This window comes from Achromobacter sp. DMS1, from assembly GCF_001270295.1.
This window is the reverse complement of sequence record NZ_LHSJ01000091.1, coordinates 1-13,035: the sequence shown is the minus strand read 5'-3', so window position 1 is coordinate 13,035 and position 13,035 is coordinate 1. Positions and strand designations below refer to the sequence as shown.

10 protein-coding genes and 2 pseudogenes are annotated in these 13,035 nt (G+C 64.6%); 5 read left to right on the top strand and 7 right to left on the bottom strand.

Annotated elements, in window-relative coordinates:
- Positions 1-61 precede the first annotated feature (61 nt).
- The 4 genes and pseudogenes from AD428_RS29925 to AD428_RS24925 form a co-directional block, all read left to right on the top strand.
- Positions 62-493 (top strand): hypothetical protein, encoded by a 432-nt coding sequence (locus AD428_RS29925; protein ID WP_235490078.1) that lies wholly within the window; start codon positions 62-64, stop codon positions 491-493.
- Entirely contained in the window at positions 490-1,254 is a 765-nt protein-coding gene (locus AD428_RS29920; RefSeq protein ID WP_235490059.1) for a hypothetical protein, read from the top strand. The genes AD428_RS29925 and AD428_RS29920 overlap by 4 nt, the downstream gene beginning before the upstream one ends.
- Entirely contained in the window at positions 1,251-3,506 is a 2,256-nt protein-coding gene (locus AD428_RS24935; RefSeq protein ID WP_082308383.1) for a ThiF family adenylyltransferase, read from the top strand. Before AD428_RS29920 ends, AD428_RS24935 begins: the two co-directional genes overlap by 4 nt.
- A gap of 674 nt (positions 3,507-4,180) precedes the next feature.
- Positions 4,181-5,046 (top strand): annotated as a pseudogene (locus tag AD428_RS24925) (GDYXXLXY domain-containing protein); the annotation flags it as partial.
- A gap of 12 nt (positions 5,047-5,058) precedes the next feature.
- Here the strand turns inward: AD428_RS24925 and gluQRS are convergent.
- From gluQRS to AD428_RS12545, 4 genes and pseudogenes are all read right to left on the bottom strand, one after another.
- A pseudogene (gene gluQRS, locus AD428_RS12560) lies at positions 5,059-5,948 on the bottom strand (tRNA glutamyl-Q(34) synthetase GluQRS).
- A gap of 75 nt (positions 5,949-6,023) precedes the next feature.
- Positions 6,024-6,482, bottom strand: coding sequence for a DUF494 family protein (locus AD428_RS12555; protein WP_053245385.1), 459 nt, complete (start codon positions 6,480-6,482; stop codon positions 6,024-6,026).
- A gap of 253 nt (positions 6,483-6,735) precedes the next feature.
- Positions 6,736-8,763: a TRAP transporter permease gene (locus AD428_RS12550; RefSeq protein ID WP_053245384.1), complete on the bottom strand. Its 2,028-nt coding sequence runs from the start codon at positions 8,761-8,763 to the stop codon at positions 6,736-6,738.
- A gap of 111 nt (positions 8,764-8,874) precedes the next feature.
- The gene (locus AD428_RS12545; protein WP_053245383.1) at positions 8,875-9,837 is read right to left on the bottom strand and encodes a TAXI family TRAP transporter solute-binding subunit; all 963 of its coding nucleotides are present in this window, start codon (positions 9,835-9,837) and stop codon (positions 8,875-8,877) included.
- Between the two features lie 177 nt (positions 9,838-10,014).
- Between AD428_RS12545 and AD428_RS12540 the strand changes: the two genes are divergently transcribed.
- Positions 10,015-11,145 carry a DSD1 family PLP-dependent enzyme gene (locus AD428_RS12540; protein WP_053245382.1) on the top strand — a complete coding sequence of 377 codons (1,131 nt, stop codon included), beginning with the start codon at positions 10,015-10,017 and terminating at the stop codon, positions 11,143-11,145.
- Here the strand turns inward: AD428_RS12540 and AD428_RS12535 are convergent.
- The 3 genes from AD428_RS12535 to AD428_RS12525 form a co-directional block, all read right to left on the bottom strand.
- On the bottom strand, positions 11,135-11,863 hold the full coding sequence (locus tag AD428_RS12535) for an amino acid ABC transporter ATP-binding protein (RefSeq protein WP_053245381.1): 729 nt from the start codon (positions 11,861-11,863) through the stop codon (positions 11,135-11,137). The genes AD428_RS12540 and AD428_RS12535 overlap by 11 nt on opposite strands.
- Positions 11,844-12,500 carry an amino acid ABC transporter permease gene (locus AD428_RS12530; RefSeq protein WP_053245380.1) on the bottom strand — a complete coding sequence of 219 codons (657 nt, stop codon included), beginning with the start codon at positions 12,498-12,500 and terminating at the stop codon, positions 11,844-11,846. Before AD428_RS12530 ends, AD428_RS12535 begins: the two co-directional genes overlap by 20 nt.
- Positions 12,497-13,035 (bottom strand): amino acid ABC transporter permease (locus tag AD428_RS12525; protein ID WP_053245379.1); only part of this gene is annotated, 539 nt, incomplete at its 5' end. The genes AD428_RS12530 and AD428_RS12525, both read right to left, overlap by 4 nt.

Below are 13,035 nucleotides of genomic sequence, written 5' to 3'. Positions count from 1 at the left end.
AAAAATAGTCGTACATTAACTATACGCGATCACTCCTCGGTCGTCTACCCGGAGACCCCAAGTGCCCACCACCATCACCTTTTTCCCCGTTGACAACGGGGACATGACCCTCATCAAGTTCGGTGATCTTGATGCCACCACGCTACTGATCGACGTAAACATCCGGCAAGATGCCGACGATCCTGATGGGGAAGCGCGTGATGTTGCCAAGGACCTGCGCGATCGACTGAAGAAGGATGAGAACGGCAGGCCATATGTTGATGCCTTCCTGCTGAGCCACCCCGACGACGACCACTGTCGGGGGCTGACTCGGCACTTCTACTTGGGCGAATTGGACAAATACCCGGATGACAAGAAGGACGACAAGGACAAGAAGATCGTCATTCGCGAGATGTGGTCGTCTCCCATTGTGTTTCGGCGTGCGAGCAAGGCCCTTACCTTGTGTGATGACGCGAAGGCGTGGGCTACCGAGCGCGCCGACGTGTTCAGTTGAACCGAGACAAGAACTTCGCCGTTGGGGCCGGTGATCGCATCCAGATCATGGGGGAGGACATCAATGGAAAGACCGATGACCTCACCTCCATCGTGCGGAAGGTCGATACGCGCTTCTCGACAATCAACGGTAAGAGTTCAGCATTCTTCTCCGCGTTTCTTCTTGCGCCATTGGACGCAAAGGACGATGAGGAAGAGGAAGAGTGCCTGGTCAAAAATCAGTCCAGTGTGATTTTGAACTTCACGTTAGCTGCCGATGCGGCGACACCAGATGGCGCGAAGTTTCTAACTGGTGGAGATGCTGAAGTATTTATCTGGAACCGTCAGTGGCAGCGCCATAAGGCCGATGCCGAGGTTCTGGAGTACGACATCATGCAGACGCCTCATCATTGCTCTTGGCACTCTTTGTCTTACGACAGTTGGTCGAAGTGCGGAGAAAAAGCAAAACTTGATGCCGATGCCCGAGATGCATTGTCACAGACCCGCGACGGCGCCGTCATCGTCGCAAGTTGCAAGCCGATCAAGGATGACGACAGCGATCCGCCCTGCATCCGTGCAAAGCGTGAATACGTTGAAATCGTGGAGGAAGCAAAGGGTGAGTTCTACTGCACGGGTGAATACCCGAGCGAGAAATCCGTGGAGCCCCTCGTTTTCACTGTCACTTCCCAAGGTGTGCAGCCCCCCTCGAAGAAGGAAGCTGGATCGAAGGCCGCCGCCGTGATTACCTCCGCGCGAACTCCCATGCCGCACGGGGCATCATGACGGACGCTATCGCAGACGCACTGCATCAACTTCAGCGACATCGGGGCTTGACCCGCGTTGGCGAACCAACGGTAATCGGTGCATTGACGCAGATAGCAGTCGATGTTGCCGTGCAACTGCCAAGCAGGTCTCGGCGTAGCGGCGTCTCCGAAACCGGGGTGCGTGCCGTCGAGACATGCGTGCTGGTATTCGGCAGTGACTGGCCCCTATCCGCGCCCAAGCCCTTCTTGCGTGCGGACTTCCCGCTCAACTTGCCACACATAAACCCCCATCGCGAAGGCGAGTTGGTTTCGCCATGCCTGTTCGAAGGATCTTTGAACGAACTGCTGCATCGGTTTGGTCTCGACGCCATTGTCGATCAGTTGGTTGATTGGCTGCACAAGGCTGCCGCCGGAACGTTGTTGGACCTGGAGCAAGGGTGGGAACCGACGCGGCGAGATAGTTGTCCTTCGACCGTTGTCTTCAGTGCCGAAAAGGTCGCGGCCGCCGCCCCCGTTGACGGCGCGGTTTTGGTGGTTTCCGCGGGCTACGTGACGATTGATGGCGGGCTATACGCCATCATCGATGACGAGCTGAGCGCACAAGTTGATCCTGTGTTTTCCCAAGGCGTTCACAACGACAAGTTGGGAAATTGGGGGAATGGCCATACCGCGACCTTCATTGCGCGGGGACCAATCACCGATGGCCACCCGTATGTAGTCGAACGCTATCAACCGGAGACGGTTGTCGATCTCACGACACTGCTAGATCGAGCAGCGGAACTTGGTATCGATCGTGACGCTTTAGCCCAAAGCTTGGAGGGTTATTACGGGCGCTCGATTCTGGATATGCAACAAGACTCGCGTGGTTGGGTGCACGGTTTGTACGCGATTGTGATTCTGACTGTACAAAGACCAGCGCCGCTTGTTGGATCACCAGGCCGGAATGTCGAGGTATTGCCCTATGTGGTGCGCTATGAACTCAACGCTCAATCGCTCCTAGAGCGAAATGCCACGGTTCACCCCGCCTTTCATGCGCATGCGTTGTCTCCCGAGCTGCTGGCACGGACATCTGGTATCCCGTCAGCAGCCACATCGCAGCCACTGGTCATCCTTGGCTGCGGTAGTGTGGGATCAAAAATCGCGATGCACCTCGGGCGGGCTGGTTTCGGCTCAATGACTTTCGTTGACAACGAATCCATATCACCTCACAACATAGCGCGGCATGCACTCATTGAGCGAGCATCGGTGCTGATCCCGCCTCGGAAGTCGGCGCTGATGAAGACGGCCTTTGAAGAACTGTCGCATCTTCAATCGCGCGCGTTCGACGCTGACGCTGTGACCCTCCTAGTCGATCCGGAACAGTTCGCCACCAGCGTTCCTCAGGATGCTGCCCTTATCGTGGATACGACGGCTTCACTTCAGGTACTGGCCGCAGAAACGCAATCAAAAGCATTGGACCAATCCCCAACTCGACTGGCACGGGTCGTGATGTATGGCCAGGGGCGCTGTGTCGCGGTTTTGCTTGAAGGGCCAAGTCGCGCCGGTCGGGTTGACGACCTCACGGCATTCTTATTCGAGTGCTGCCGGTTTGTGCCAGAACTTCGTGCGTCGATTGCCGGTGATACGTCGGAGCCGACGCGCATTTTTGTAGGGGACAATTGCCGCTCACTGACCATGCCAATGTCAGATGCCGTTGTTTCGCGGTCTGCATCACTGGCTGGAGTGCAACTGGAACGCTGGCTCGTTGATGGGCTGCCGAAGGAAGCGACGCTTTGTGCTGGCATCGCGGACGCCGAAGGCCTTGGCATGGCCTGGAGTCGCGCGAGCCTTGGCCCAACCACTGTGCTCGATGTAGCGGACGATGGTGGCTGGAGCGTTCGGATTCTCGACCCTGTGGCGCACGCGATCAATGCTGATGCGCTGCACTGGGGTGCGGTGGAAACAGGAGGCGCCTTGGTTGGCCGTATCTCGTTTGAAAATCGAACCATCACCATTGCGGGCCTTGTCGAGGCGCCCTCTGACAGCGTTCGCAAGGCAACCCGCTTCGTCCTTGGAACCAGTGGGCTTGTCCAAAGTTTGCGTGCTGCAAACGAGGCCTCTTTGGGGTATCTCGCTTTCATTGGCACCTGGCACAGCCACCCGAAAGGCGGCGCGCATTCAGGGATAGACCGAAATACATTGCGCAGCATCGCTGAGGATGCAGGTGGTCTCCCCGCCGTGTCGTTAGTATGGACTCCAACAGGACTCACGTGCGCGGTTGACCGCTGGTAAGAACAAAGTCACCGACACTTTTTTCAGAGAATGAGGGGGATTTATGGCTGACTACTTCGAGATTGATTTTTTAGGCGTCGAAACAGCGAAAAGCGGGGATGCGATCACGCTACGCTATTCGGTGAATGGCACTGAGGGCGTACACGTCGTTGACGGTGGATACCTGGATACGGGAGATCAGATCGTCGAGCATCTGAAAACCTATTACGGAACAACTGTCATCGACCATGTGATCCTCACACACCCTGACCGCGACCACGCCAATGGGCTGCGGAAGGTCTTGGAGCAATGCACAGTCAAGAACCTCTGGATCAACAGACCATGGATATACGCAGATCAACTGATTGATCGCTTCGAGAACTATGAGTCAGTTGAAGCCCTGAGAAGGAAGTTGCGGTCCATCTATGATGCCTCGGCAGCGCTTGAGGATATTGCGCTGGAGAAGGGAATTTCTATCCATGCTCCTCTTCAGGGGCAAAGCATTGGCCCATTCATGGTAATGGCACCAACTTTGGGCCGCTATCTTGACCTGATCGTAGATTCAGCGAAGACACCGGAAGCTGTTGATGAAAGCGTTATGGATAGTGCGCTGAGCAGCCTATTCCGGGCAGTAAAGGCCGCGACGGCCTATATCAAGTCCCTGTGGGGCGAGGAGTATTTTCCACCTGGCCCCCCGGCGGCTGCTGACGGCCGGGCTGGTGTGGGGCGTGCCGCTGGGCCTGCTGATCCTGTCCGTGTTCTGGCTGCCCAGCCCCGGGGTGGGATTCGCGCTGGCCTGGCTGTTGCTGGGCTTCGGCCTGAACCTGCGCGCCCTACTGATGTTCGGCGTGGCCAGCCTGCTGGCCTACCTGGCCATCTATTACTACCAGCTCGAGGTGCCGCTGCTGCAGAAGGCGCTGTGGCTGGCCGGCGGCGCGCTGCTGCTTTTCGTCATGCGCGCGCTGGTCTGGCTGGTGCCGCAGCTGATGCGCAGGCGCGCGCGCCCGAGCTGGCGATACCGCTGCCGCGGGCAAGCGCCGCGCTGCGCTGGCGCACGGCCGCCATCCTGGGCGGGCTGGTCCTGGCGCTGGCGTTCGCCAACGGCGGCATCTGGCAGCGCGAGCGATTGCTGGCCTCGGGCAAGGTGGTGATTCTGGAGCTGGCGCCGGTCGATCCGCGTTCGCTCATGCAGGGCGACTACATGGCGCTCGATTTCGCCGCCAGCCGCGAGGTCACGCGCATGCGCATGAGCGCGCCGCGCCCGGAAACCGCTTCGCCGCTGGATTACGAGCCCGACGGCTATGTCGTGCTCGCGCCGGACGAGCGCGGCGTGGCGCAGCCCCTGCGCATCCAGTCCGAAGCGCTGCCGGTCGGCGCCGACGAGATCTCCTTGCGCTATCGCGTGCGCAACCACGGCGTGCGCATCGTCACCAACGCCTATTTCTTCCCCGAAGGCCAGGCCCAGCGCTACGAGCGCGCGCGCTATGGCGAGCTGCGCGTCGGCCACGACGGCGAGGCGCTGCTGGTGCGCATGCTGGGTGAAGACCTGCGGCCGCTTTGACGGGCCGCGGGTTCAGGGCAGGGGGAAACGCCGCGCCCAGGTCTCGGTGGCCCGCGCCAGAAAGTCCGGAACGTCGTGCGCCTCTTGCGGCGCGAAGCCCAGGGCGCGCCATGCGCTTTCCAGCGCCGCCAGCGCGCGGGCCGTGTCGATGGGCGGCGCGCCGTTCTGCTTGGACAGCTTCAGCCCGCTGACGGGGTCCATGACCAGCGGCACGTGCAGATAGCGCAGCGGCGGCAGGCCCAGCAGCCGAGCCAGCACGCGCTGCGCGCGGTGGAGCCCAGCAGGTCGGCGCCGCGCACCACGTCGGTGACGCCCTGCGCGGCGTCATCGACCACCACGGCGAGCTGGTAGGCCCAGAGCCCGTCCGCGCGCCGGATGGCGATATCGCCCACGGCCTGCGCCACGTCCTGTTCCTGCGGCCCCAGCCAGCGGTCCGTATAGCGTTCCACGCCTTCGGGCATGCGCACTCGCCACGCGCGCGCCTGCCGGCCCGGCGGCAGGCCGTGCCGGCACGTGCCGGGATAGGGGCGCTCGCCGTCGGCGCCCGGCGCGGCGGGGCCGCGCAGGGCGGAATCGGCGATCTCGCGGCGCGTGCAGCCGCCAGCCGTACCGCGACCCGCCCCTGGGCCGCCAGCGCATCGAAAGCCTGCTGGTAGGCGGCGCCGCGCCGCGATTGCCACACGACCTCGCCGTCCCAGTGCAGGCCCAGCTCGCGCAGTTGCATCATGATGCGCTCGGCCGCGCCGGGGAACGGTGCGCGGGGTGTCCACGTCCTCGATGCGCAGCAGCCAGCGGCCGCGCTGCGCGCGCGCATCCAGCCAGCTTGCGAGCGCCGCCGCCAGCGAGCCCGCATGCAGCGGCCCGCTGGGGCTGGGAGCGAATCGGCCTACGTAGTCAGTCAAGCGGGGTGAGGTATGAACAGACGCCCGCGGCGCGGCCGCGGGTCGAAACGGAAAACCGGGCGGAACCCGCGGCGCTCAGTGCAGGCGCCGCGCGCCCTCGTCGTCCAGCAGCTCTTCCAGGACCAGATTGTCGATCTCGGCTTCCTGGCTCCAGAGAACCATGAGAGCGATGATCTTGATCTTGGAGAGCGGCACCGGGGTTTCGGGCGAGGCGAGGCCGCGGTCGATCACGATTTCGCGCAGGGGCGCGGGCAGCACGCCGGCCGATTCCAGGAAGGCGATGAAGCCGATGGATTCGGTGCCGAGCTGCTGGTATTCGAGGTCGGTGTAGATGCGCGTGCCCGTGGCGGGAGCCTGGGCAAGATCGACGCAGCGCTCCGTGGTTTCGGCCAGCCCGTAAAGCCAGCCCAGGGCGTCGTCGATGTCTTCGTGCTCGAAGCCGGCCGCGGCGAGACGCTTCGCCAGCACGTCCGCTGCCGGACAGGCTTGCGGCGTGTAGTAATTCTCGAACAGATAAACCAGGATATCGAACATATGGCGCAGTGTTGTGCCTGTTTGCACAGTCGGCCCGCATATCGGCAAACCAGCAAACATGAATTTTACTGTACGCCGATTTATTTGGCCGGGCAACCGCCGGAAGGCCCTGGTGTTGCATGCGCCCATCTTCGGTTTTTCGAGGGAAAAAAACCGTCACAATGCCTGGTTTGCTGCGCCGTCGCCCGCATCGCCATGAAAAAAGGGGCGGACCCTCGCGGCCCGCCCCTGCGCACCGATGGCGCTTCCGCCGTCAGGCCGCGCGGGCCGGGCGGCTCTCCAGCTTGAATTGCGCGATCTGGCGCACGAACACCGGAATGCAGATGGCCAGCCCGACCAGCCCGCTGGCGATGCCGGGCATGATGGTCAGCAGCGCGCCGATGGTGCACAGCCAGCGCTCCCAGCGCTTCATGGGAGCCAGGAAGTAGCGCGAGAATGCCGCCGACAGCAGTACCAGGCCCACCATGCAGCCCCCCAGCGTCACGAAGAAGTCGTACCACGTGAATCCCTGTACCGAGATGAGCAGCGAGGGCGAGAACACGAAGACGAAAGGCACGATGAGCTTGGTGATGCCGAGCCGGAAGGCCGTAATGCTGGTCTTGAACGGATCGCTGCCCGCCATGCCGGCCGCCGCGTAGGCCGCCAGCGCCACCGGCGGCGTGATGTCGGCCAGGATGCCGAAATAGAACACGAAGAAATGGGCGGCGATCGGCTGCACGCCCAGTTGCACCAGCGTGGGCGCCGCCACCGCCACCATGATGAGATAGTTGGCCGTGGTGGGTACGCCGCAGCCCATCAGCACGCACACGATTCCGGTCATGAGCAGCGCGGCGACCAGCGTGAGCGTCTGGATGTTGGCGATGGCGTCCGGCATGATCGTGGCGACGTGGCCGGCCAGGGCCTGCGAAGCGGAGATGACGATGTACGAAATCTTGAAGCCCACGCCCGTCAGCGTCACCACGCCGATCACGATGCCCACGGTGCCCGCGGCCGCGCCCACCGCCAGCGCATATTTGGCGCCCGTTTCGAACGCCTCGTAGAGATCGCGCAGCTTCAGGCGCTGGAACGGGTTGAGCAGCCCCACCACGATGCAGCCCGTGATGCCCGCGAAGGCCGCCAGGTAAGGCGTGCGGCCGCTGGCCAGCACGCCGATCAGCAGCACGAGCGGTATCAGCGTGGGCCAGCGCTTCTTGAACGATTGCCCGAGCTTGGGCATTTCATCGGGCGTGAGGCCGCGCAGCCCTTCGCGCTTGGCTTCGAAGTGCACCTGCATGAACATGCCGAAGAAATACAGGAAGGCCGGGAAAATGCCCGCGATGGCGATCTGCTGGTACGGAATGTTCAGGAACTCGATCATCAGGAAGGCGGCCGCGCCCATGATGGGCGGGGTGATCTGGCCGCCGGTGCTGCTGGCCGCTTCCACGCCCGCCGCGAAATGCCGCGGATAGCCGATGCGGATCATGGCCGGAATGGTGAGCGAGCCCACCGTCACGGCGTTGGCCACCGAGGAACCCGACAGCATGCCGAACATGGCCGAGCCGAACACCGAAACCTTGGCCGGGCCGCCGGCGTAGCGGCCCGCCACGGTGGAAGCCACGTCGAGGAAAAGCTGGCCCAGCCCGATGCGGGTGGCCAGCACGCCGAACAGCACGAAGTGGAACACGTAGGTCGCCACCACGCCCACCGCCACGCCGTACACGCCCTGGCTGGTGAGATACATGTGGTTCACGACCTGCGGCCAGGTGTTGCCCGCGTGTTTGAGCAGGCCCGGGAAGTACGGGCCGAGCATGGCGTAGGCGATGAACACCAGCGCGATGATGGGCAGCGGCCAGCCCATGGCGCGGCGCGTGGCTTCCAGCAGCCCCACCAGCAGGACCGTGCCCATGAACACGTCCATGGGCAGCGGATTGCCCACGCGGAAGGCCAGGTCGTCGAAGATATAGGGGATGTACAGAACGGACAGGGCCAGCGTGATGGCCATGATCCAGTCGTACAGCGGCACCCCGCCCGGCGCGTACCAGGTGGATTTGGGTTCGCGCTGGTAGTGGGCCTTGGAAAAGCCGAACACCAGGAAGATCAGGCTCAGCACGAAAGCCAGGTGCACGCCGCGGTGCGTGGCCTCGCGCAGCAGGCCGAAGCCCGCGGTGTAGTAGTGGAAGAGGGAGAGCGCCACCAGCAGCGCGGAAACGATGATCGTGGCGGTCTTGTCCAGCGGGCGGAAGCGGATTTCCGAGTCGTACTTTTCCGCGAGCTGCTGGGTCTTGTCGTGGTCTATTTCCATAGCCGTCAATCTCAGGGTAATACCGCGAACAGGGCCGCGCTCGGCGGCCCTGTGTCAGATGGGGGCGCGCCGGCGGCGCGCCGCATGCTCCGCGAGGAGCTCGAAGCCGGCTTACTTCAGCAGGCCCGCTTCCTTGTAGAACTTCTCGGCGCCCGGGTGGAACGGGATGCCGGCGCCCTTGACGGCGTTTTCCTTGGTGATCAGCTTGCCCTTGGCGTGGCCGTTGTCCAGCGTCTTGCGGGTGCTGTCGCTGTAGAGCGCCTTGACGATGTCGTAGACGGTCTGCTCGGACTGCTTGGCCGAGGTCACGAGCTGCGCGTTGACCGAGATGGTCTTGGTTTCGCCCACGTTCTGGTAGGTGTTGGCCGCGATGACGTCGGGCGTGAAGAACTGCTGTTCCTTGCGCAGCTTGTCGATCTCGGGGCCGACCAGCGGCACGAGTTCGATGCCGGCGCCGCTGGAGGCCAGTTCGGCGATGGCGCCCGCGGGCGCGCCGCCCACGAAGAAGAAGGCGTCCAGGCCGCCGTCCTTGAGTTTGTCGCCCGCCTGGTTGGGCTTGAGGTATTCGGCCTTGATGTCCTTGTCGGTCATGCCGTAGGCGCCGAGGATCATGCGCACGTCGACCAGCGTGCCCGAGCCGGGTTCGTCCATGGAGACGCGCTTGCCCTTCAGGTCGGCCACGCTCTTGATGCCGGCGCCCTTGCGCGCCACCAGGTGGATGCTTTCGGGGTACAGCGTGGCGATCAGGCGCAGGTCCTGGGCCTTGGGCTTGCCGTCGAAGATGCCCGTGCCGGAATAGGCCCAGTAGGCCACGTCGGATTGCGTGAAGCCCGCCTCGAACGAGCCGCCCAGGATGCCGTTGATATTGGCGACCGAGCCATTGGACGCCACCGCGGTGGCGATGAGCTTGCCCGGCTGCGAAATGGCGTTGGCGATGATGCCGCCCACCGGATAGTACGTGCCCGCCGTGCCGCCGGTGCCGATGCGGAAGAATTGCTGCGCCTGCGCCGCGCCGGACAGGCCGATGGCGGCGGCGGCCAGCGTCAGGGTGGTGATCCAGTTCTTGAGTTTCATGCGAGCTTCTCCGGATTGGGATGGAGTAACGTTTTGTTGTAGCGAAATTCTTGCATGCGGCCTGCGTGAAGCCAATGGCCCGGCGCTTATCGTTTACCTGGGGGTAAACCCGCGGTTTGGTTATGGGAAGCCCAACTTTGGTTATGGTTTCGGGCGCGACACACGATGGAGTCCCTCATGTCCCAGGAAGTCATACGCGGCATCGCCCTGCCGCCGCCCGCGCAGCCGGGCGACGCGCTGGATCGCGTCGATACGCCCAGCCTGGTGCTGGATCTGACGGCTTTCGAGGCCAATCTGCGCGCCATGCAGGCCTGGGCCGACCGCCACCAGGTGGCGCTGCGCCCGCACGCCAAGGCGCACAAATGCCCGGAGATCGCGCGCCGCCAACTGGCGCTGGGCGCGCGCGGCATCTGCTGCCAGAAGGTCAGCGAGGCGCTGCCTTTCGTGGCGGCGGGCATCGCCGACATCCACATCAGCAACGAAGTGGTGGGCGAATCCAAATTGAGGCTGCTGGCGCAGTTGGCGCGCGCCGCGCGCGTGAGCGTCTGCGTGGACAACGCGGACACGCTGGCCGCGCTGTCGCAGGCCATGGCGCAGGCGGGCGTCGTGCTGGTGGAAGTCGACGTGGGCCAGGGCCGCTGCGGCGTGGCCGACGAGCAGGCCGTGCTGGCGCTGGCGCACCAGGCGCGCGCGCTGCCGGGCGTCGATTTCGCCGGGCTGCAGGCCTACCACGGCTCGGTGCAGCACCTGCGCAGCCGCGCCGAGCGCGCCAGCGTCTGCCGCCAGGCCGCGCGCGCCGCGGCTTCGTACCAGCAACTGCTGCGGGAAAGCGGCATCGCCTGCGACACCGTCACCGGCGGCGGCACGGGCAGCGCGGAGTTCGATGCGGCCAGCGGCGTCTACACCGAATTGCAGGCCGGCTCCTATGCCTTCATGGACGTCGATTACGGCGCCAACGAGTGGGGCGGGCCGCTGGCGTTCCGGAACAGCCTGTTCCTGCTGGCCACCGTGATGAGCACGCCGGCGCCGGACCGCGTGATCCTGGACGCGGGGCTGAAGTCCGCCAGCGCCGAATGCGGCCCGCCCGCCGTGTTCGGCGCGCCGGGCCTGACGTGCGTGGCCGTCAACGACGAGCACAGCGTCGTGCGCGTCGAACCGGGCGCCGCCGCGCCCGCGCTGGGCAGCGTGCTGAAGCTGGTGCCGTCGCACGTCGACCCCACCTTCAACCTGCACGACGGCCTGGTGGTGGTGAAGGACGGCGTGGTGGCGGACGTGTGGGAGATCGCCGCGCGCGGCTTCAGCCGCTGAGGCCCAGGAACTGCCGGAGCTCTTCCGTTTGCGGCGCGGAGAACAGCTCGCCGGGCGGCCCCATTTCGTGCACGCGGCCCAGGTGCATGAAGACGACGCGGTCGCACACCTCGCGCGCGAAGCGCATTTCATGCGTGACCATGAGCAGCGTCATGCCGTCGGCGGCGAGTTCGCGCACCACGGCCAGCACTTCGTTGACCAGCTCCGGGTCAAGCGCGGAAGTGATCTCGTCGCACAGCAGCGCCAGCGGCTGCATGGCCAGCGCGCGGGCGATGGCCACGCGCTGCTGCTGGCCGCCCGAGAGCTGGTCGGGCCAGGCGTCGAACTTGTGCGCCAGTCCCACGCGCTCCAGCATGGCGCGCGCCAGGGCTTCGGCCTCGGCCTGCGGCATGCGCTTGGCCACCATGGGCGAGAGCATCACGTTGCGCCCCACCGTGAGATGCGGGAACAGGTTGAACTGCTGGAAGATCATGCCCACTTTCAGCCGCAGCGCCCGCAGGCGCAGCTCGTCGTCGCCGAGCTGCGCGTCGGCCACCATGATGGCGCCGCCGTCGATCTGCTCCAGGCCGTTGATACAGCGCAGCAGCGTGCTCTTGCCCGACCCGCTCTTGCCGATGATGGCGATGACTTCGCCGCGCTCCACGCGCAGGGTCACACCCTTGAGCACTTCGTTGTCGCCGTAGCGTTTGCGGACGTCTTCAAGAGCGATGAGGGGCATGCAACTTCCTTTCCAGCCGCAGGCTGAGGCGTGAGAGGGGCCAGCACAGCGCGAAATAGATCAGCGCGGCGCAGGCATAGACGGTAAACGGGCGGAACGTGGCGTTGGTGACGATGGTGCTGGCCTTGGACAACTCGGTAAAGCCGATGATCGAGGCCAGCGCGGTGCTCTTGACGATCTGCACCGCAAAGCCCACCGTCGGCGCCACGGCGATGCGCAGCGCCTGCGGCAGCACCACGTAGCGCATTTGCTGCAGGTATCCCAGGGCCAGGCTGGCCGAGGCTTCCCATTGCCCCCTGGGCACGGCCTCCACGCAGCCGCGCCAGATCTCGGCCAGGTACGCGCCCGACCACAGCGTGAGCGCCGCGCTGGCGGCAAGCCACGGCGGCACCTCCACGCCCGCCAGCGACAGCCCGAAAAACGCCAGGAACAACTGCATGAGCAGCGGCGTGCCCTGGAACAGTTCGATATAGCACCATGCCAGCCGCGCCAGCGGCCGCGCGCGCGAGGTGCGCAGCATCAGCACCAGCAGCCCCGCGACCGCGCCGCCGGCGAACGCCACCAGCGACAGCGCCACCGTCCAGCGCGCCGCCAGCAGCAGATTGCGCACGATGTCCCACAGCGAGAACTCGATCATGGCGCCGGCCTGCCGAAAAGCCGCCGGCCCGCCAGGCGCAGCGCCATGCGCAGCAGCACCGCCAGCGCCAGGTAAATGCCCGTGGCGGCGAAATACACCTCGAAGGCGCGGAAACTGCGCGACTGGATGAAGTTGGCCGCGAAAGTCAGGTCCTCGGCGGCGATCTGCGAGCACACCGCCGAGCCCAGCATGACGATCACGATCTGCGAAGACAGCGCGGGCCAGATCCGCATCAGCGCCGGCTTGAGCACGATGTGGCGGAACACCTGCCCGGGTGACAGCGCCAGGCTCGCGCCCGCCTCGTACTGGCCGCGCGGCGTGGCCTCGATGCCCGCGCGGATGATTTCCGCGCTGTAGGCGCCCAGGTTGAGCGCCATGGCCAGGCAGGCCGCCTGCATCTCGCCGAGCTGCACGCCCAGCGCCGGCAGGCCGAAGAAAATGAAGAAAAGCTGGATCAGGAACGGCGTGTTGCGGAACAGCTCCACATAGGCCGCCACGGTCGGGCGCAGCCAGCGCGGCCCCTGCGTGCGGGCCC